The organism is Actinokineospora sp. PR83 (assembly GCF_021056305.1).
In the GTDB taxonomy this organism is placed as follows: domain Bacteria; phylum Actinomycetota; class Actinomycetes; order Mycobacteriales; family Pseudonocardiaceae; genus Actinokineospora; species Actinokineospora spheciospongiae.
Genome location: NZ_JAJCXD010000052.1, coordinates 1 through 18,788, shown reverse-complemented (window position 1 = coordinate 18,788; position 18,788 = coordinate 1). Strand labels below are relative to the sequence as shown.

Below are 18,788 nucleotides of genomic sequence, written 5' to 3'. Positions count from 1 at the left end.
GGCTGGTCGCGTGCAGGTGGCGATGCTCGGCCCGGTGCGGGTCACCGGCGCGGGCGCGGTGGAGGTCGAGCTGGGCGGGACCCGGCTGCGGATGCTGCTCGCCCGGCTGGCCCTCGACGCGGGCCGGGTGGTCGGGTCGGCCGCGCTGATCGACTCGCTGTGGGGCGACGACCCGCCCGCGGACGCGGTGAACGCGCTGCACTCGCTGGTGTCGCGGCTGCGCCGGGCGCTGCGCGCCGGGGCGGACGGGCTGGTCGAGTCGTCGGCGTCCGGGTACCGGCTGGTGCTCGACCGCGACGACGTCGACGTGCACCGGTTCGAGCGGCTGGCCGCCGAGGGCAGGCTGGCGCTGCGCGAGGGCAGGCCCACCGAGGCCGCGGCGGCCCTGCGCGCCGCGCTGGAGCTGTGGCGCGGCCCGGCGCTGTCCGGGCTGGCCGAGGCGCCGTTCGCCGGTGCCGCGATCACCCGGCTCACCGAGCTGCGGGTGGCCGCCCTGGAGGACCGGCTGGCCGCCGACGTCGACCTGGGCAGGCACGCCGACACCGTGGCCGAGCTGCACGGCCTGGTCGCCGAGCACCCGCTGCGCGAGCGGGCGGCCGGGCTGCTGGTGCGCGCGCTGTACCTGTCCGGCAGGCAGGCCGAGGCGCTGGCCGCCCACGACCGGATCCGCCGGGCGCTGGCCGAGGAGCTGGGCGTGGAACCGTCCGCCGAGCTGCGCGACCTGCACCTGGCCGTGCTGCGCGGCGACCTCGCCCCGGCGGACCAGGCCGCCATCCCCGCCCCCGCGCTGACCAGCTTCGTCGGCAGGCGGGTCGAGCTGGCGCAGGTGCGCGGGCTGCTCGCCTCGGCCCGGCTGGTGACCCTGGTCGGGCCGGGCGGGGCGGGCAAGACGCGGCTGTCCTGCGAGGCCGTCGCGGGTTCCGAGCGGCCGACGTGGCTGGTGGAGCTGGCCCCGGTGCGCGACGGCGAGGACGTGCCCGGCGCGGTGCTGGCCGCGCTCGGCGCCCGCGAGACCCGGCTGCTGGACGCCCCGGGCGGTGCGCCGCCGCGGCCCGGCCGGGTGCTGGACCGGGTGGTGGAGATGCTGTCGGCGCAGCGGGGCGTGCTGGTGCTGGACAACTGCGAGCACCTGGTCGAGGCCGCCGCGGCCCTGGCGGGCGCGGTGCTGGCCCGCTGCCCGCGGCTGACCGTGCTGGCCACCAGCCGCGAACCGCTGGCGATCACCGGCGAGGTGGTGTTCGGCGTCGGCCCGCTGGGGCTGCCCGCCGAGCGCGCCGAGGACGCCGAGGTGCTCGCCGCCGAGGCGGTGCGGCTGTTCGCCGACCGGGCCGAGGCCGCCGCCCCCGGGTTCGCCGTCGCCGAGCACGCGGGCGCGGTCGCCGAGGTCTGCCGCCGCCTCGACGGGCTGCCGCTGGCGCTGGAGCTGGCCGCCGCCCGGCTGCGGTCGATGACCCTGGGCCAGGTCGCCGCGCGGCTCGACGACCGGTTCCGGCTGCTCACCGGCGGCAGCCGCACCTCGCTGCCCCGGCACCGCACGCTGCGCGCGGTGGTCGAGTGGAGCTGGGACCTGCTGGAGGAACCGGAGCGGGTGCTGGCCGCGCGGCTGTCGGTGTTCCCGGCGCCCGCCGCGGCCGACTGGGTTCCCGCGGTCGCCGCCGACGACACCCTGCTCGCGGCCGAGGACGTCGTCTACGTGCTGGCCTCGCTGGTGGAGAAGTCGCTGGTGCAGGTGGCCGAGGGCCGCGACGGGCAGGTCCGGTACCGGGTGCTGGAGACGGTCCGGGCGTACGCGGCCGAGCGGCTCACCGAGCACGGCGCCGCCGAGACCGCGCGGGTGCGCGCCGCGTTCAGCCGGTGCGTGCTGGCCTTCCTCGACGACGCCGAACCCCGGCTGCGCGGCCCCGACCAGGTGCGCTGGCTGGCCAGGATCGCCGCCGACCAGGAGAACGTCCTGGCCGCCACCCGCTACGCCGCCGAGGCGGGCGACGCCGACCTGGCCACCCGGCTGGCGCTGCGCGCGGGCTGGTTCTGGCTGATCAGCGGCCACCACCGGGAGGCGATGAACCTGATGCGGTCGGTCGTCGCGCTGCCCGGCCCGGCCCCCGCGCACGCCACCGCCACGCTGCGCGCCCTGACCGCCTTCGACGACGCGGCCGGGATGCCCGACCTGGCGGTGCTGGCCGAGCTGCGCACCGAACTGGCCGAGACCCGCGCCATGGACCACTACCCGTCGATGGCGATGGTGGAACCGATGCTCGCCGCGTTCGCCGGGGAGGTCGACGAGGCGTTCGCCGGGCTGGCGCGGGCGGCGGCGCACCCGGACCCGTGGGCGCGCGCCATGGCCGAGCTGGGCCGGGCCTTCCTGCTGGAGAACACCGGCGACCTGGCCGGGTCGGAGACCGCGGCGGCCGAGGCGCTGGCGCGCTTCCGCGAGCTGGGCGACCGCTGGGGCCAGGCCATGGCGATCGGGCAGGTGGCCGAGCGCCGCTCACTGCTCGGCGACCACGCTGGCTCGATCGCGGCCGTCGGAGAGGCCGTCCGCCTGGTCCGCGAACTGGGCGCGGCCGACGAACTGCCCGGCATGCTCGCCCGGCTGGCCATCCAGCACGGCCGCGCGGGCGACCTCGACGGCGCCGAGCGCGGCCTGCGCGAGGCCCTGTGGATGCTGCGCGAACGCGGCACCAACGACCTGGGCATCCTGGTGCAGAGCTGGCTGTCCACGGTCCTGCGGCTGCGCGGCGACCTGCCCGCGGCGGTGGCGGAGTACGAGGCGGTCACCACGCGGGTGGCGACGTTGGAGAACCGGGCCCCGCACATGGCCAGGACGCTGACGACCGTCGGCGCCCAGCTCGCCGTCGCCACCGGCGACCTGCCGCTGGCACTGGCCCGGTTGCGCACCGCCGCGGCGGACCTGTCGATCGTCTCGGACATGCCGGTGGTCAGCGCCGTCGCGGAAACAGCCGCCGCGGCGTGGCTGGCGGCGGGCGACCCGGCGGGCGCGGCCCACCTGCTCGGCCTGAGCACGGCCATCCGCGGCGCCCCCGACCTCGGCAACCCGGAATTGGTGCCCATGAGGGCCGCGATCGACGAGCGGATCGGTGCGCGGGCGCGGGAAGCGGCCTACGCGGCAGCCGCCGCACTCGACCGCGCCACCGCGCTCAAGTCCCTCCACAATGCAGTGTCCACAGCAGAATTCACTGGTCCGGCCACGGCGGGCTGAGTAGCGTCGCGGCATGCGCACGACCGAACTGTGGCGGCCGACCGGGCCGGAGGAGCTGGAGCTCGTGCGCGCCTCCGGGTGGCGGCGGTGGCCGCCGCGGCTGCCCGACCAGCCGATCTTCTACCCAGTCCTGGACGAGGACTACGCGATCACGATCGCCCGCGACTGGAACGTCCCGCACAGCGGCGTCGGCTACGTGACCCGGTTCTCGGTGGACACCGCGTTCCTGCGGCGGTACCCGGTGCGGCAGGCGGGCGGCCGGACGATCCTGGAGCTGTGGGTGCCCGCCGAGGAGCTGGCGGAGTTCAACCGGCACATCGCGGGCCTGATCGAGGTCGTGCACGAGTTCCGGTGACGGCCCGCCCCGCGCGCGGCGGAGCGGGCCGTCACCGGTTCGATCAGCCGACGCGGCGGCGGTAGGCGCGCAGTGCCAGCGGGAAGAACACCGCGGCGATCCCGACCCCCCACACGAAGGCCCAGACCGCGTCGCCCACCCACTCCCCGCCCAGCAGCAGGCCGCGGGCGGCGTTGGTCAGGTGCGACACCGGGTTGATCTCCACCCAGCCCCTGAGCCAGCCCGGCATCGTCTCGGCGGAGACGAACACGTTGCTGCCGAAGGTGAGCGGCAGCACGAACGCCACCAGCGTGCCCGGGACGGCCTGCGGGCTCTTGACCAGCATCCCGACGAACACCGACACCCAGCACAGGCACAGCCCGAACAGGATCATCAGCACCACCGCGATCAGGAACCGCCCCGGGTCCGTCTGCACCCGGAAGCCCAGGATCACCGCGAACACGATCAGCACCGCCAGCGTGACCACGAACCGCACCACGTCACCGAGGACCGCGCCGACCAGGGGTGCCGAGCGGGCGATGGGCATGCTGCGGAAGCGGTCGAAGACGCCCTTGCTGATGTCGGTGCACAGCGCCATGCCGGTGCCCAGGCTGGCGAAGGCGATGTTCTGCACCATCAGGCCGGGCAGCAGCAGTTGCAGGTACTGCTCGGGGCTGCCCGCGAGCGCGCCGCCGAACAGGTAGACGAACAGCAGCAGGAAGATGATCGGCTGGAGCGTGACGTCCAGCAGGGACTCGGGGTTCTTGCGGGTCTTGGTGATGGACCGGCCCGCCAGGGCGAAGCCGTGGCGCAGGGCCAGGCCGGGGCTGATGTGGGTGATGGTGGGCGTGCTCATGCCGCGCTCCCCTCGGTCACCGGGGCGGTCCGGCCGGTCAGGGACAGGAACACCTCGTCCAGGCTGGGCAGCCGCAGCGCCAGCTCGTCGGCGGTGATGCCCGCCTCGTCCAGCCTGCGGACGAGCGCCGACAGCAGCAGCGAGTTGTCCACCGGGGTGCTCAGCAGGCCGGACTCGGCGTCGGTGATCGGGTCGATGCCGGTCAGCTCGCGCAGGATCGCCGCGACCGCGGGCAGGTCGGTGGGCAGGCTCGGGCGCACCTGGAGGGCCTGGCCGCCGGTGCGGCGCTTCAGCTCGTTCGGGGTGCCGTTGGCGATGACCCTGCCGTGGTCGATCACCGTGATCAGGTCGGCCAACCGGTCGGCCTCCTCCAGGTACTGGGTGGTCAGCAGCACCGTCGTCCCGTCGTCGACCAGGGTGCGGACGGTCGCCCACACCTCGTTGCGGCTGTGCGGGTCGAGGCCGGTGGTCGGCTCGTCGAGGTAGAGCACCTCGGGGCGACCGACCAGGCTGGCCGCCAGGTCGGCGCGGCGGCGCATGCCGCCGGAGTAGGTCTTGACGGAGCGGCCCGCGGCGTCGGTCAGCTCGAAGCGCGCCATCAGGTCCTTGGCGCGCGCCTTGGCCTCAGCCTTGGGCAGGCCCAGGAGCTTGCCGATGAGCACCAGGTTCTCGGTGCCGGACAGGTCCTCGTCGACCGAGGCGTACTGGCCGGTGAGGCCGATCAGCCCGCGCACGGCCGTCGCCTGCTCGCGCACGTCGTACCCGCCGACCCTGGCCCACCCCTCGTCGGCGCGCAGCAGCGTCGCCAGGACCCGGACCGCGGTCGTCTTGCCCGCCCCGTTCGGGCCGAGCACCCCCAGCACCTTCCCCCTCGGCACGGCCAGGTCGACCCCGTCGAGGGCGACCGTGTCCCCGAAGCGCTTCACCAGCCCCTCGGCCTCCACGGCCAGATCTGTGTTGCCGGACATCCGTCCCCCTTCTTCGTGTCCACCCAGGCTGCACCCGACCGCTGTCAGCGCGGGCACAGCGCGCTGTCAGCGGCGGCCCGCCGTGACAGCGGCCCGGTGGGGCATCCTGGTGGCATGGCGCTCACCCGGCCGACCAGCGCGGAGATCCCCCCGCCGGAAGGTCCACCCCCACCACCCCGGCGCAGGCGACGGCGCTGGGTGACGGTGCTGGTGGCCCTGCCGGTGCTGGCCCTGCTGGGGCTGACGATCCTCCGGCTCAGCGGCCAGGACGGCAATCGGTTTACCGCCGCCGCGCTCGCCCTCACCCCGTACATCGCCGCGGGCGGGCTGGTCATCACCCTGTTCGCCCTGGTCCTGGGCCGCCGCCTCCAGTCACTGCTGGCCCTGGTCCTGTCGATCTCCCTGGGCATCGTCCTGACCCCCCGCGTCCTCCCCGACGGCGGCTCCCTGCCCGACGGCCAGCACGTGCGGGTGATGACCGCCAACCTCCGCCTCGGCCTCGCCGACCCGGCCGCCCTGGTCCGCCTGGTCCGCGACGCCCGGGTCGACGTGCTGGCGTTGCAGGAGCTGACCCCGGCCGCGGTGTCCGCCCTCGACCGGGCGGGCATCGCCGACCTGCTCCCGAACCGCGTACTGCGCCCCAAGGCGGGCGGCGAGGGCGGCGGCATCCTGGCGAAGGTGCCGCTGCGGCAGATCGTGCTCGTGCCGGAGCGCAGCCGCTTCGAGATGCCCGCGGCGGTCCTGGACCTGTCGGGCAGCCAGGACCTGGAGGTGGTCTCGGTGCACACGGTGCCGCCGGTCGGCTCCGAGGTGGACCGCGCGCAGTGGCAGCGGGAACTGGCCGCTTTTCCCAGCCCGGACGGGCGTGCCCGGCCTCGGGTTCTGGTGGGGGACTTCAACGCCACCCTGGACCACGCGTCGTTCACCCAGCTCATCGATCGGGGGTACTCCGACGCCGCCGAGGTGACCGGGGAGGCTCTGCGCCCCACGTGGTCGCAGTGGCCGGTGGGACCGCCGGTCACCCTGGACCACGTGTTGTTCGACCGGCGGTTGGGGGCGGCTTCCGCGGCGGTCTACGACCTGCCGGGCAGTGACCACAACGTGCTGTTCACCGACCTGGTGCTGCCCCGCTAGAGAACCCGCGGGGGCTAGAGCCGGTCCTGGATGGCGGTGAGCGCTTCGAGGGCTCCCATCGGCAGGGAGACGCCGCGGTTGTGGCGGATTTCGGGCTCCCGGGGGTTGATCCGGATGAGGGCGCCGGTTGCCGCGCCCGCCAGTTCGGCGTACCTGCGGACGGTGGGAACGGCTTGACCGGCGCCGATCTCCACGACGGTGACCTTGCGGCCGCGCCGCCAGGTGTTGAGGGCGTCGAGTTGGGCTTGGCTGCGGTCCGGGACCCAGTGGGAATCGCCGAACATCAGGATGTTGGGGCGGGCGAGGCTGCCGCAGGACGGGCAGGTGGGGAGGTCGCCCACGGCACGCATGGTGTCGGGGTCGATGGTGATGTCCTGCGTGGCGGGCCAGATGTCGCTGCGGCAGGGCAGGGTGCACTGGAGGTGGTGGATCGACCCGTGCACCTCGGCGACCTCGGGGAAGCCCGCCTTCTGGAACTGGCCGTCGACGTTCGAGGTGAAGACCCGGGCGCCCCAGGAGCGGAGGATGGCGAAGCCCTCGTGCGGGACCGTGTCGCGGTAGAGGTGGGTGCGGTGGCCGTAGAAGCCCCAGGCCAGCTCCGGGTCGTCGGCGAAGTGCACCGGGTCGGCCAGTTCCTCGAAGGCCAGGCCCAGGCGCGCGTACGGGGGGTACGCGCGCCAGAAGCCCTGGTTGCCCCGGAAGTCCGGGAGGCCGGAGTCGACGCCCATGCCCGCCCCGGCGCACACCAGGACCGCGTCGGCCTCCCGGATGAGGTCGGCCGCCCGCTCGAAGCTCACTCAGCCGGGCGGGGGCTCGTGCTCTGGACGACCTCGAACTCCAGCAGCGCCGAGCCGGTGCCCACCGGCTTGGCGCGCTCGCCGGAGTGCGCCTCCTTGGCGGAGCCCTTCATCCAGGCCTGGAAGTGCTCCTCGGTCTCCCACCGGGTGTAGACGAAGTAGCGGGTCTCCCCACCGGTGGGCCGGAGGAGTTCGAACCCGAGGAAGCCGGGTTCGCCGTCCACCGCGCCCAGCCGGGCGGCGAACCGCTTCTCCAGCTCGGGGCCGGAACCGTCGGGGACCTCAATCGCGTTGATCTTCACCACTGCCATGCCCCCAGCGTACTGGCGTCCACCGCCTCCGCGCTCCACTCGTCCACAGGGGCCCGCGCCGGGGCCGGAACGCCGGAAGGCGGCCTCCCCGTGGGGAGACCGCCTTCCGGTTCAGAACGTCGGGCTCAGCCCTCGGCCGAGTCCTCGCCAGCCTCGCCGCCGCTGGGGGCGGAGAGCTCGACCGGCGGGGAGTCGGGGACCTGCGACGGCTTGGCCTCACCGCGGAAGACGAACTTCGCCTTGTCGGTGGAGCCCTCGCCGCCGTCCCAGCCCTCGACGTCGGCGATGATGATCTGGCCCGGCTGGATCTCGCCGAACAGGATCTTCTCCGAGAGCTGGTCCTCGATCTCGCGCTGGATCGTGCGGCGCAGCGGGCGGGCGCCCAGCACCGGGTCGAAACCGCGCTTGGCCAGGAGCAGCTTGGCGCGCTCGGTCAGCTCGATCGCCATGTCCTTGTTCTTGAGCTGGGTCTCGACCCGGCCGATCATCAGGTCCACCATGGTGATGATCTGCTGCTCGTTGAGCTGGTGGAAGACGATGATGTCGTCGATGCGGTTGAGGAACTCCGGGCGGAAGTGCTTCTTCAGCTCGTCGTTGACCTTGTTCTTCATCCGCTCGTAGTTCGAGCCCTGGTCGTTGCCGCTGGTGAAGCCCAGGCCCACGGCCTTGGAGATGTCCTGGGTGCCGAGGTTCGAGGTGAAGATGATCACGGTGTTCTTGAAGTCCACCGTGCGGCCCTGGCCGTCGGTCAGGCGACCGTCCTCCAGCACCTGCAGGAGGGTGTTGTAGACCTCCTGGTGCGCCTTCTCGATCTCGTCGAACAGGACCACCGAGAACGGCTTGCGGCGCACCTTCTCGGTGAGCTGGCCGCCCTCCTCGTAGCCCACGTACCCGGGAGGGGCACCGAAGAGCCGCGAGGCGGTGTAGCGGTCGTGGAACTCGCCCATGTCGATCTGGATGAGGGCGTCGTCCTCGCCGAACAGGAAGTTCGCCAGCGCCTTCGACAGCTCCGTCTTACCCACACCGGACGGGCCCGCGAAGATGAACGAGCCCGAGGGGCGCTTGGGGTCCTTGAGGCCCGCACGGGTGCGGCGGATCGCCTGGGAGACGGCCTTGACGGCGTCCTCCTGGCCGATGATCCGCTTGTGCAGCTCGTCCTCCATGCGCAGGAGGCGGGTGGTCTCCTCCTCGGTGAGCTTGAAGACGGGGATGCCGGTCCAGTTCGCCAGGACCTCGGCGATCTGCTCGTCGTCCACCTCGGCGACGACGTCGAGGTCGCCGTCCTTCCACTGCTTCTCCCGCTCGGCCTTCTGGCCCAGGAGCTGCTTCTCGTTGTCGCGCAGCTTGGCGGCGCGCTCGAAGTCCTGCGCGTCGATCGCGCTCTCCTTCTCGCGGCGCACGTCGGCGATCTTCTCGTCGAACTCGCGCAGGTCCGGCGGCGCGGTCATCCGGCGGATGCGCATCCGCGCGCCCGCCTCGTCGATCAGGTCGATCGCCTTGTCCGGCAGGTACCGGTCGTTGATGTAGCGGTCGGCCAGCGTGGCCGCGGCGACCAGGGCGGCGTCGGTGATCGTGACGCGGTGGTGCGCCTCGTACCGGTCGCGCAGGCCCTTGAGGATCTCGATGGTGTGCTCGAGCGACGGCTCGCCCACCTGGATCGGCTGGAAGCGGCGCTCCAGCGCGGGGTCCTTCTCGACGTACTTGCGGTACTCGTCGAGCGTGGTGGCGCCGATGGTCTGCAGCTCACCGCGGGCCAGCATCGGCTTGAGGATGGAGGCCGCGTCGATCGCGCCCTCGGCGGCACCGGCCCCGACGAGGGTGTGGATCTCGTCGATGAACAGGATGATGTCGCCGCGGGTCTTGATCTCCTTGAGGACCTTCTTCAGGCGCTCCTCGAAGTCACCGCGGTAGCGCGAGCCCGCGACCAGGGAACCCAGGTCGAGGGTGTAGAGCTGCTTGTCCTTGAGGGTCTCGGGCACCTCGCCCTTGACCACCATCTGCGCCAGGCCCTCGACGACGGCGGTCTTGCCGACGCCGGGCTCGCCGATGAGGACCGGGTTGTTCTTGGTGCGCCGCGACAGCACCTGCATGACCCGCTCGATCTCCTTGGTCCGGCCGATGACCGGGTCCAGCTTGCCCTCGCGGGCGGACGCGGTCAGGTTGCGGCCGAACTGGTCGAGCACCAGCGACGACGACGGGGTGCCCTCGCCGCGACCGCCGGTCTCGGTGGACTCCTTGCCGCCCTGGTAGCCGGAGAGCAACTGCAGGACCTGCTGGCGGACCCGGTTGAGGTCGGCGCCGAGCTTGACCAGCACCTGGGCGGCGACGCCCTCGCCCTCGCGGATCAGGCCGAGCAGGATGTGCTCGGTGCCGATGTAGTTGTGTCCGAGCTGCAGCGCTTCGCGCAGTGACAGCTCCAGGACCTTCTTGGCCCTCGGGGTGAAGGGGATGTGCCCGCTCGGCGCGTGCTGGCCCTGGCCGATGATCTCCTCGACCTGCTGCCGCACGCCTTCCAGCGCGATCCCCAACGACTCGAGCGCCTTGGCGGCGACACCCTCACCCTCGTGGATCAAGCCCAGGAGGATGTGCTCGGTGCCGATGTAGTTGTGGTTGAGCATCCGGGCCTCTTCTTGGGCCAGGACGACCACCCGCCTCGCGCGGTCGGTGAACCTCTCGAACATTCGCACTCCCTGACTGCTGCGCCGGCGGCCCTCATCCGCTCCGCTCGGATCGGATTCAGCACCGTGGGACCACTGTAGTAGGCCCGACGCAAGCTCTCAGTGCCACTTGCGGCCGAACCCCCGTGGCGCCGTTGCCCGGTGGTCCCTTCGTTGTGTCCAACGTGCGGTGACCGGGAGGGATTCCGCAACCGGGGCCGTGTCCGCTGAGCGCGAACACGCGCCGGCAGCACCCCTTCGGTGGGCTTCGCCACGTGGGAAAGCGCACTGCGGGCTGTTCCGGTGGCCGATCCCACGGGATGCTGGGTAAGGTAAGGCATACCTCAGTAACCGTACGGAGCAGAAGGGCCACGCCATGTGGACCAGCGGCCACGTCGCACACCGTGACGGTACCCGCCGGTGACGACCGGGTACCGGGTCCGACCCGACGCCCTGGACCGGCGCGGGCCCCTGGCCGACTCGCTGTCCAGGGTGAACCCGCGGCAGGCGCGCGTCGAGCTGCGGTACGGCCTGCCCGCGGGCGCACCGAGGTGGACCACCTGCGCGGACTTCCTCGACCTGCCCGACGGGTTCGACCGCTGGCGGTCCGGGCTGGCGGGCTGGCTGCGGGCCCAGTACGGGGATTCGCCCGATCGGACGACCGCCGGTTACGTGATGTCCTGGTACCTGACCGTCCCCGGCTACCTGGCCGGGCTGCTGTTCCACCACGAGCGGCGGGTCCCGTCGCTGCGCCCGGAGGACCTGGCGTTCCGGATGGCCGAGCCCCGGCCGCACCCGGACGCCATCGCGGTGCTGAGCCCGAAGTTCGTGTGCCTGCCCGAGGACCCGGCCGCGGGCACCCCCGAGGCCACCGTGGTGGCCGACGAGCGGGCGCTGGCCGCGGTGCTGCGCGGCCGGTTCGCCGCGCACGCGGGCCGGTTCGCCGACGTGTTCGGCCCGCAGGTCCGGTTCGGCAGGCGGATGCTCTGGGCGGCGGCGACCGACGCGCTCGACAACGCCCTGTGGCTCTCCGGCCGCTACGGCGGCGACGAGGGCGCCGGGGTGCTCGACGCGGCCCTGGTCCTCGACGACGGCCCGGCGCCGTTCACCTCGGGGTCGACGCTGCGCGCGGTGCACCCCGCCGACGGCGGCCCGGTCGAGTGGACCAGGCGCCGGGAGAGCTGCTGCTTCCACTACCTGCTCGCCGCCGGGCAGGGCACCTGCTCCACCTGTCCGCGGGTGTGCCCCAAGGGGTGAGCGGTCCGGGTGGGGCGTGAGTGACGAATGCGACTCCGCTCACCCGCCGGAATCGTCGGGGCGCACCGGCAGACAACTCCGACCGTGAATTCGCGCGGACTCGCCGAAGATCATCGGAATGCCCGAAGGGGCACCGGCGCACCGGTGCCCCTTCGGGCCTGTCCGCGTTTCGGGCTCAGGCCTGCTCGTTGTAAGCGTCGAGAACCTCCGACGGGATTCGGCCGCGATCGGAGACCTTCATCCCCTGCTTGCGCGCCCACTCGCGAATTGCCTGGTTCTGCTCGCGGTCGGCGGACGCCGTGCGCGGGGCGCGACCGACCGCCACCTTGCCCGGCAGGCGCTTGCGGCCACCGGAACGGCGCGCGCTGTCGATGAAGTCGGCGAGTGCCTCGCGCAGTTTCTCGGCGTTGTCCGAGGACAGATCGATCTGGTAGGACGCGCCGTCGAGGCCGAACTCGACCGTCTCCTCCGCGATCGACCCATCGAGGTCGTCGACGAGCGAAACAGTGACCTTCTGCGCCATATGGGCCTCCTCGGGCTGAAATGTACCGGCTCATTGAGCGACTCGGCCACCATGTGGTGAATTGCTCCCGGAAGCAGGTTAGCGCAAATCCACCGGATTGCGTTAGCGCCCGATACCCGAACGGGTCACCCGCGCGGGGGGAGCGAAAGCGGATCGACCCCCGAGGCACTCGCCATACTCGACAACGCGGAACTTGCCGAGCACCGGGGTGGAACTCGCGCGAATGCGATGCCGGTCGGTTGACACCGCCCCGGCCGACGCCGAACGCCGGTCGAACGGGACCGGCCGAACGCGGGACACCCGAGCACTCGCGCGGCGTGCCCCGTACGCCCGCACAAAGCGGGCTCACCACTGCCGAATGCGCTTCGCCGACGCGAGCGCGACCCGCCCGGAATGCGCGCCGCGGCGGTCCCGCCGGGGACGCACACCCGGGTGGTGGCAAGGTGAACTCCCCCACCGGGTACCGCCGGGGGACGAGGCTACGGTGGCGCCATGGACTCCGAGGAGTTGTTCGCCAGGCGGGCCGCCTCATTCGGCTCCGCGGCCGCCGACTACACCCGCCACCGGCCCGGCTACCCCGTCGAGGCCATCGAGTGGGCGGTCGGCGACCGCGACCGGGTGCTGGACCTCGCCGCGGGCACCGGGAAGCTGACCGAGAGCCTGCTGGAGCTGGGCCTGGAGGTCACCGCGGTCGAGCCCGACCCGGCGATGCGCGCGGAGTTCACCCGGCTGTTCCCGGACGTGCCCGCCCTCGACGGCACCGCCGAGGAGATCCCGCTGCGCGACGCCTCGGTCGAGGCCGTGGTGATCGGGCAGGCCTACCACTGGTTCGACCCGGCCCGCGCCCTCCCGGAGATCGTCCGCGTCCTGCGCCCCGGCGGCGTCCTGGCCGCCCTCTGGAACCACGACGACCTGTCGGTGCCGTGGGTGGCCGGGCTGGAGAAGCTGACCACCACCACGGTCGGGGAACTCCCCCGGCAGCCGAGGGTCGTGCCGGAGCACCCGCAGTTGAAGCCGCCGGAGCAGGTGCAGGTGCACCACTCGCAGCGGCGGACCGTGGAGTCGATGGTCGCCACCCTGCGGACGCAGAGCCACATCTCCCAGGCCCCGGAGGAGGAGCGGGAGGCGGTGCTGAACCAGGTCCGCTCCTACCTCCAGACGCACTCGGAGACTTCGGAGGGCGAGTTCGAGCGCCCCCTGATCACCACGGTGATCCGAGCCTTCCGCCGCTGACCGGAACTCCCCCGGCAATCGGAACCCCTGTGGCGATCCGCCCTTCCGCGGCGATCCCGACCCGCGCGATGCCATCCCCGGCTTTGCCGCGGATTCAGCCCCCCGAGGGATACGAGTTGTCCACAGGCAAGATCCACTTCCCCCCGCTTTCGCCTTTGCCCCGGTAGAATGGCCGCAAGGGCGCAGGTCCCCTTGGGAGGGTGGGGGCTGGGGATGGTTACGCGCGCGCGAGGAAAAGCGGCGTGTGTGCTTGGTTCGGGTTCGCCGGTGGCGGGGTTGCCGAGTGGGGGCCGCCGGGTTTTCGGGTGAGCGGGTCTGGTGGACCGGTTTCGCGGGGGAAAGCCGGAAAGGCGAGGGCCTTCGGGATGTCCGCTTGCGCGTTGCCCGCTCGGGCGAAGCCGACAACGCGGGTGTGCGATTCAGCGTTGGTTTCGTTCGTAGATGAGGCGCAGGCCCTGGAGGGTCAGGTCCGGTCGGTGGTGGGTGATGGTGGTGGTTTCGTCGATGACTATCGGGGCGAGACCACCGGTGGCGATCACCGTGATGTCGTCGGCGTGGCCGGTGTCGCGCAGTTCCCGGGTGATGCGGGTGACCAGGCCGTCTATCTGGCCCGCGTAGCCGTACATGATGCCGGATTGCAGGCATTCCACCGTGTTCTTGCCGATGACCGACCTGGGGCGGACCATCTCCACTTTGCGCAGGGCGGCGGCCCGCGACGCCAGGGCGTCGACCGAGATCTCGATGCCGGGGGTGAAGACGCCACCGAGGAATTGGCCCTTGGCGGAGATGACGTCGATGTTGGTGGAGGTGCCGAAGTCGATCACCACGCACGCGGTGCCGAAGTAGTGGTGCGCGGCGAGGGTGTTGGCGATGCGGTCGGAGCCGACCTCCTTGGGGTTGTCGACCAGCAGCGGAACCCCCGTCCTGACCCCGGGTTCGACGATGACCCTGGGCAGGGACCGGTAGTGGCGGCCCAGCATGGCGCGGACCTCGCGCAGGACCGCCGGGACCGTCGACAGGGCGGCGACACCGGTCACGCGTTCCGCGTGCTCGCCGAGGAGCCCGCGCATGGTGAGGGCGAGTTCGTCGGCGGTGATCCTGGCGTCGGTGCGCATCCGCCAGTCGCGCAGGAGGTCGTCGGCGTTGTGCAGGCCGAAGGCGATGTTGGTGTTGCCGACGTCGATCGTGAGCAGCAAGGGTCAGCTCTCGTGGGCCAGGAGGGCGTCCAGCCTGGCCGCGTCGACCGTCTCCGCGCCGCTGGTCAGCTCGGTGCCCTCGGGGACGTGGGCGGCGTCCGCGCCCAGGTGCACGACCTTGTTGTCGGCGTCGACGAAGACGACCTTCGGGGCGAAGGCCGCCGCCTCGGCGCTGTCCATCAGGCCGTAGGCGATGAGGATGACGATGTCGCCGGGGTGCACGAGGTGGGCGGCGGCGCCGTTGATGCCGATGACACCGCTGTCGCGCTCCCCCTCGATCACGTAGGTCTCCAGGCGGGCGCCGTTGGTCACGTCGACGATGGCGACCTGCTCGCCGGGCAGCAGGTCGGCCGCCTCCATGAGCACCGGGTCGACCGTCACCGAACCCACGTAGTGCAGGTCGGCCTGGGTGACCGTGGCGCGGTGGATCTTCGACTTCAGCATGGTGCGGAACATGGGCCGGTCCTTCTGGCGGGGGCTAGACGTACTGGGCGAGGTCCTGGGTGCCGAGCAGCACCGGGACGTTGTCGATCAGGCGGGTGGTGCCGAGGCGGGCCGCGACCAGCAGCCGGGCGTCGCCGCCGTCCGGGGCGGGACCCAGCTCGGGGTCCCGCAGGGCGAGGTAGTCGACCTCGAGCTCCGGGGTGCCGTCGAGCACGGCCTGGGCCGCTTCGAGGACCGCGGTCGCCCCACCCGCACCGGCGTGCCCACCCGCGGCCAGGGCCGCGGACAGGGCGACGGCCGCCGTGCGCTGGGCGTCGTCGAGGTAGGCGTTGCGGGAGGACTTGGCCAGCCCGTCGCGGTCGCGGACGGTGGGGACCCCGACGACCTGCGTCTCCATGTCCAGGTCGCGCACCATCTTCTTGATCAGGACGAGCTGCTGGTAGTCCTTCTCGCCGAACATGGCGTAGTCCGGGCGGACGATGTTGAGCAGCTTCGCCACCACCGTCAGCACCCCGGCGAAGTGCCCGGGCCGCACCGCGCCCTCCAGCTCCTCACCCAGGGGTCCGGGGTGGACGGTCACCTGGGCGCCCGGCGGGTAGAGGGCCTCGACCGGCGGGGTGAGGACCAGCTCGACCCGCTCGGCCTCGCACACCTCCAGGTCGGCCTCCAGCGGCCGCGGGTAGCGCTCGAAGTCCTCCCCCGGCCCGAACTGCAACGGGTTCACGAAGATCGAGGCGACCAGCACCGTGTTCGGGATGCGGCGGGCGCGGGCCATCAGCTCCCGGTGCCCCTCGTGCAGGGCGCCCATGGTGGGCACGAACGCGATCTTGCGGCCGGTGGCCCGCAGCGCGCGGGTGACCCTGGCGAGCTGCTGCGGGTCGTCGTGGACGTGCAGCTTCCCGGCGGTGAAGCGCGGGGCGGTCATCGTTGCTCCTGTGGTGGTTCGTGGTCGAGGGCAGCCAGGACGTCCGGCAGTTGGTCTGGGCGCAGCAGGCCCGCGGCGCCCGCCCGGTCGGCGGTGCGGGCCGCCAGTGCCCGGTAGGCGGGCAGCAGGTCGGGGGCGTGCTCGCCGAGCACGTCGACGTGCTTGGCGACGGTGCCGCTGTCACCGCGCGCCACCGGGCCGGTGAGGGCGCGGTCACCGTGGCGCAGCGCGTTGTCCAGGGCGGCCGAGAGCAGCGGGGCGATGACCCGCTCGGCCAGGCCGGGGGCGGTCACGCCCGCTCCGCGCAGCAGGTCGGCGCAGTCACCCACCAGCGCCATCAGGTGGTTGGCGCCGTGCGACAGGGCGGTGTGGTAGAGCGGCCGGGCGGCTTCGGCGATGCGCACCGGCTCGGCACCCACCTCCACCACCAGCGCCTCGGCGACGCTCCAGGCCACCTCGTCCCCGTCGGCCGCGGTGACGCCGAAGGAGCAGGTCGCCACCCGGTGCAGGTCCTCGGCGCGGCCGGTGAAGGTCATCACCGGGTGCACGGCCAACGCCAGCGCACCCGCATCGACGGCGGGTTGCAGCACACCGACACCGTTGGCACCGGAGGTGTGCGCGACGATCTGCCCCGGCCGCAGCGCACCGGCGGCGACCAGACCACGCACCATGCCGGGCAACCGGTCGTCGGGGAGAGCGAGCAACACCAGGTCGGCGGTCGCGGCCACCTCGTCCGGCGGCCGGATCGGGGTGTCGGGCAGCAGTTCCTCGGCGCGGCGCAGCGATTCCCGGGACACCGCGGCCGCGGCGGTCACGGTGTGCCCGGCCCGCCCCAGGGCGGCACCGAGCACGGCACCAACGCGCCCCGCGGACACCACACCGACCCGCAACCGCGCAGGCCTGCTCACGACGCACCACCGGAGACCGGCACAACACCGAACGACATCGCCACGGCTCCTCGACCTCGTTCCAGTCCCGCATCGGCGCGGGTACCGGACGACGGCCGCGAGAGTAGCCGCCGCCGGGCCCGGGGGTGGCACCCGGGTGACGGCCACCACGCTGTCCGCTGGACCACAACGGCCGAGCCGCACCCGGGAAGCGCCGTGCCACCGGGAGCCGCACCCGGCACGGACCCAGGCCACCAGGACCAACGGCCTGCCACCGAAGCCAGTCGGTCACCCGGAGCACCGGTGGCCCAGCAGCCGACACCCCACCCACTCACCGCAGGCCCGGTTACCAACTGCCCGATCCCCACCGGGCGCAGCAAGCGACCACCCCGCCAACCGCCTGCCCGGCTACGGGTCCACCCACCCGGGCACGCCCCGAAAAATCCCGGCGCTCTTGAAACCACGACACGCGGATCCAGACAGGCACCGAGAACATCCCGGCTCTTCAAGCAGAGACCGAAGAGCCGGGTTCACGGTCACGATGGGCAGAAGCCTGCACAGCGCGCTTCCTCGCCTGCTTGAGCACACTGATCAACTTCGTCTCGTGCGCAGGCCCGGTGGGCCCGGCAGTACCGACGGCCATGGCGTGCCACAGGAATGCCAACTCGCTGACCGAAGCCTGGTACTCCTCCACGGCGGCGGCCGCCTTCCGCCCGTTGCGCCGCCGCACCCGGGCACGCCACTCCTTGCGCCCCCGCAGGCTCGCCAGCGCCTCGACCTCCGACGGCAGGATCCACCGCGATTCCACCATGGCGGGCAGGGCGGCGGCGATCACCCGCTGCTCCCGCTTGCGGTGCCAGCCGACCAGCCACAGCACGGAACCGAACAGCGGCACCATCAGCAGGAAGTACACCCCGAGGAAGGTCGACGCGGTGCCGAGGGTGGCGGAGGCGTTCCAGGTGGCGTGCAGCAGGACCGCCGCGGCGTACCCCGCGATGGGGGCGAGGACGCGGGTGCGCGCGGAGGTGGCGCGCGCGGCCACCCCGATCCCGATGCCGATCATGCTCGTGAACAGCGGGTGGGTGAACGGTGAGAGCAGCCCGCGCAGCACGAACGCGGCGATCACCCCGGGCGAGGTGCTGTCGCCGAAGCCGTAGTCGGAGAACGCGCGGCCGAAGTAGTAGATGTTCTCGGTGAAGGCGAACCCGGCCGCGGTGAAGCCTGCGAACACGATCCCGTCGATGACCCCGTCGAACTCGGTGCGCAGGAACAGGTAGACGCCGAGGATGAACACCCCCTTGGCCGCCTCCTCGAACAGCGGCGCCGACACGATCGCGCTGAGCTTGTCCCCGTTGCCCTGCCCCAGCAGCAGGTCGCCGACGGCCTCGGCGGTGTTGTTGATCAGCAGCGCGGTGATCGTCGCCCCGCACGCCCCCCACGCGAAAGCCGACCAGAGCAGCTTCGCGGGCTCCGGCTCCCACCGGTCCACCCACAGGAACGCCGCCACCACCGGCCCCACCGGCAGCAGCGCGGCACCCACACCCACCAACTCGGCCACCAACCCGACCCTGGCCGTGCTCAACGCCAACAGCGTCAGCCCGCACCCGGCGAGCACCACCAGGGCGACGACGGGCAGCAGGACCGTCAGCCTGCGGGGCGTATGCCGGTGCAACTGCGCTTCAGACACGAATGGCGATCTTACGGAGCGAGGCGCGGGAACCCACCCAGCGGTGGACGTGGCCTGTGGACAACTCCGGTTCGGGTACGCGGTTCTGTCGGTGCTCCACGCTTGGATTGATTCGGGGGCTGCTCAAAACGACACGCGGCCGACTTGAGCTATGTGCTGGTGCGGCGACGGCAGCGGTGCGGCAGCGGTGCGGCAGCGGCAGCGGTGCGGCAGCGGCAGCGGTGCGGCAGCGGCAGCGGTGCGGCAGCGGCAGCGGTGCGGCAGCGGCAGCGGTGCGGCAGCGGCAGCGGTGCGGCAGCGGCAGCGGTGCGGCAGCGGCAGCGGTGCGGCAGCGGCAGCGGTGCGGCAGCGGCAGCGGT

The 18,788-nt window shown here is 72.6% G+C and carries 17 protein-coding genes; 5 read left to right on the top strand and 12 right to left on the bottom strand.

The window, feature by feature from the left end; all coding sequences use genetic code 11:
* Positions 1 to 10 precede the first annotated feature (10 nt).
* On the top strand, positions 11 to 3,220 hold the full coding sequence (locus L6E12_RS18655) for a BTAD domain-containing putative transcriptional regulator (protein ID WP_236229204.1): 3,210 nt from the start codon (positions 11 to 13) through the stop codon (positions 3,218 to 3,220).
* A 13-nt stretch (positions 3,221 to 3,233) separates the two neighbouring features.
* The gene (locus L6E12_RS18650; protein ID WP_236229203.1) at positions 3,234 to 3,575 is read left to right on the top strand and encodes a hypothetical protein; all 342 of its coding nucleotides are present in this window, start codon (positions 3,234 to 3,236) and stop codon (positions 3,573 to 3,575) included.
* A gap of 43 nt (positions 3,576 to 3,618) precedes the next feature.
* Here L6E12_RS18650 and L6E12_RS18645 read toward each other — a convergent pair whose 3' ends face one another.
* Together L6E12_RS18645 and L6E12_RS18640 are read right to left on the bottom strand one after the other, a co-directional pair.
* Positions 3,619 to 4,410, bottom strand: coding sequence for an ABC transporter permease (locus L6E12_RS18645; RefSeq protein ID WP_236229202.1), 792 nt, complete (start codon positions 4,408 to 4,410; stop codon positions 3,619 to 3,621).
* The gene (locus L6E12_RS18640) at positions 4,407 to 5,378 is read right to left on the bottom strand and encodes an ATP-binding cassette domain-containing protein (protein ID WP_236229201.1); all 972 of its coding nucleotides are present in this window, start codon (positions 5,376 to 5,378) and stop codon (positions 4,407 to 4,409) included. Before L6E12_RS18640 ends, L6E12_RS18645 begins: the two co-directional genes overlap by 4 nt.
* Positions 5,379 to 5,492: 114 nt before the next feature.
* Between L6E12_RS18640 and L6E12_RS18635 the strand changes: the two genes are divergently transcribed.
* A complete protein-coding gene (locus L6E12_RS18635; protein ID WP_236229200.1) occupies positions 5,493 to 6,512 on the top strand; it encodes an endonuclease/exonuclease/phosphatase family protein in 1,020 nt (339 codons plus the stop codon).
* A 14-nt stretch (positions 6,513 to 6,526) separates the two neighbouring features.
* Here L6E12_RS18635 and L6E12_RS18630 read toward each other — a convergent pair whose 3' ends face one another.
* From L6E12_RS18630 to L6E12_RS18620, 3 genes are all read right to left on the bottom strand, one after another.
* A complete protein-coding gene (locus L6E12_RS18630) occupies positions 6,527 to 7,309 on the bottom strand; it encodes a Sir2 family NAD-dependent protein deacetylase (protein WP_236229199.1) in 783 nt (260 codons plus the stop codon).
* A complete protein-coding gene (locus L6E12_RS18625) occupies positions 7,306 to 7,620 on the bottom strand; it encodes an antibiotic biosynthesis monooxygenase (protein WP_035281875.1) in 315 nt (104 codons plus the stop codon). Before L6E12_RS18625 ends, L6E12_RS18630 begins: the two co-directional genes overlap by 4 nt.
* Positions 7,621 to 7,745: 125 nt before the next feature.
* Positions 7,746 to 10,301, bottom strand: a complete 2,556-nt coding sequence (locus L6E12_RS18620) for an ATP-dependent Clp protease ATP-binding subunit (RefSeq protein ID WP_236229198.1) — start codon at positions 10,299 to 10,301, stop codon at positions 7,746 to 7,748.
* 396 nt (positions 10,302 to 10,697) lie between these two features.
* On the opposite strand from L6E12_RS18620, the gene L6E12_RS18615 reads away from it, so the two are divergent.
* Positions 10,698 to 11,534: a (2Fe-2S)-binding protein gene (locus L6E12_RS18615; RefSeq protein WP_236229197.1), complete on the top strand. Its 837-nt coding sequence runs from the start codon at positions 10,698 to 10,700 to the stop codon at positions 11,532 to 11,534.
* A 175-nt stretch (positions 11,535 to 11,709) separates the two neighbouring features.
* Here L6E12_RS18615 and L6E12_RS18610 read toward each other — a convergent pair whose 3' ends face one another.
* On the bottom strand, positions 11,710 to 12,057 hold the full coding sequence (locus L6E12_RS18610) for an Lsr2 family protein (RefSeq protein ID WP_236229196.1): 348 nt from the start codon (positions 12,055 to 12,057) through the stop codon (positions 11,710 to 11,712).
* Between the two features lie 492 nt (positions 12,058 to 12,549).
* Here L6E12_RS18610 and L6E12_RS18605 point away from each other — a divergent pair, with 492 nt between their 5' ends.
* The gene (locus tag L6E12_RS18605) at positions 12,550 to 13,290 is read left to right on the top strand and encodes a class I SAM-dependent methyltransferase (RefSeq protein WP_236229195.1); all 741 of its coding nucleotides are present in this window, start codon (positions 12,550 to 12,552) and stop codon (positions 13,288 to 13,290) included.
* A 419-nt stretch (positions 13,291 to 13,709) separates the two neighbouring features.
* Here L6E12_RS18605 and L6E12_RS18600 read toward each other — a convergent pair whose 3' ends face one another.
* From L6E12_RS18600 to L6E12_RS18575, 6 genes are all read right to left on the bottom strand, one after another.
* Positions 13,710 to 14,486, bottom strand: coding sequence for a type III pantothenate kinase (locus tag L6E12_RS18600; RefSeq protein ID WP_236229194.1), 777 nt, complete (start codon positions 14,484 to 14,486; stop codon positions 13,710 to 13,712).
* A gap of 3 nt (positions 14,487 to 14,489) precedes the next feature.
* On the bottom strand, positions 14,490 to 14,942 hold the full coding sequence (gene panD, locus L6E12_RS18595; protein WP_236229193.1) for an aspartate 1-decarboxylase: 453 nt from the start codon (positions 14,940 to 14,942) through the stop codon (positions 14,490 to 14,492).
* Between the two features lie 22 nt (positions 14,943 to 14,964).
* On the bottom strand, positions 14,965 to 15,855 hold the full coding sequence (gene panC / locus L6E12_RS18590; protein WP_236229192.1) for a pantoate--beta-alanine ligase: 891 nt from the start codon (positions 15,853 to 15,855) through the stop codon (positions 14,965 to 14,967).
* Positions 15,852 to 16,763, bottom strand: a complete 912-nt coding sequence (locus L6E12_RS18585; protein WP_236229191.1) for a Rossmann-like and DUF2520 domain-containing protein — start codon at positions 16,761 to 16,763, stop codon at positions 15,852 to 15,854. Before L6E12_RS18585 ends, panC begins: the two co-directional genes overlap by 4 nt.
* 484 nt (positions 16,764 to 17,247) lie before the next feature.
* On the bottom strand, positions 17,248 to 18,429 hold the full coding sequence (locus tag L6E12_RS18580; RefSeq protein ID WP_236229190.1) for a PrsW family intramembrane metalloprotease: 1,182 nt from the start codon (positions 18,427 to 18,429) through the stop codon (positions 17,248 to 17,250).
* A 149-nt stretch (positions 18,430 to 18,578) separates the two neighbouring features.
* Positions 18,579 to 18,788 (bottom strand): hypothetical protein (locus tag L6E12_RS18575; RefSeq protein WP_236229189.1); only part of this gene is annotated, 210 nt, incomplete at its 5' end.

Excerpts from the sequence above, each read along its gene's own strand:
- L6E12_RS18610 (WP_236229196.1), bottom strand. The coding sequence starts at position 12,057 with ATGGCGCAGAAGGTCACTGTTTCGCTCGTCGACGACCTCGATGGGTCG.
- L6E12_RS18605 (WP_236229195.1), top strand. The coding sequence starts at position 12,550 with ATGGACTCCGAGGAGTTGTTCGCCAGGCGGGCCGCCTCATTCGGCTCC.
- panC (WP_236229192.1), bottom strand. The coding sequence starts at position 15,855 with ATGACCGCCCCGCGCTTCACCGCCGGGAAGCTGCACGTCCACGACGAC.
- L6E12_RS18650 (WP_236229203.1), top strand. The coding sequence starts at position 3,234 with ATGCGCACGACCGAACTGTGGCGGCCGACCGGGCCGGAGGAGCTGGAG.
- panD (WP_236229193.1), bottom strand. The coding sequence starts at position 14,942 with ATGTTCCGCACCATGCTGAAGTCGAAGATCCACCGCGCCACGGTCACC.
- L6E12_RS18635 (WP_236229200.1), top strand. The coding sequence starts at position 5,493 with ATGGCGCTCACCCGGCCGACCAGCGCGGAGATCCCCCCGCCGGAAGGT.
- L6E12_RS18640 (WP_236229201.1), bottom strand. The coding sequence starts at position 5,378 with ATGTCCGGCAACACAGATCTGGCCGTGGAGGCCGAGGGGCTGGTGAAG.
- L6E12_RS18645 (WP_236229202.1), bottom strand. The coding sequence starts at position 4,410 with ATGAGCACGCCCACCATCACCCACATCAGCCCCGGCCTGGCCCTGCGC.
- L6E12_RS18620 (WP_236229198.1), bottom strand. The coding sequence starts at position 10,301 with ATGTTCGAGAGGTTCACCGACCGCGCGAGGCGGGTGGTCGTCCTGGCC.
- L6E12_RS18625 (WP_035281875.1), bottom strand. The coding sequence starts at position 7,620 with ATGGCAGTGGTGAAGATCAACGCGATTGAGGTCCCCGACGGTTCCGGC.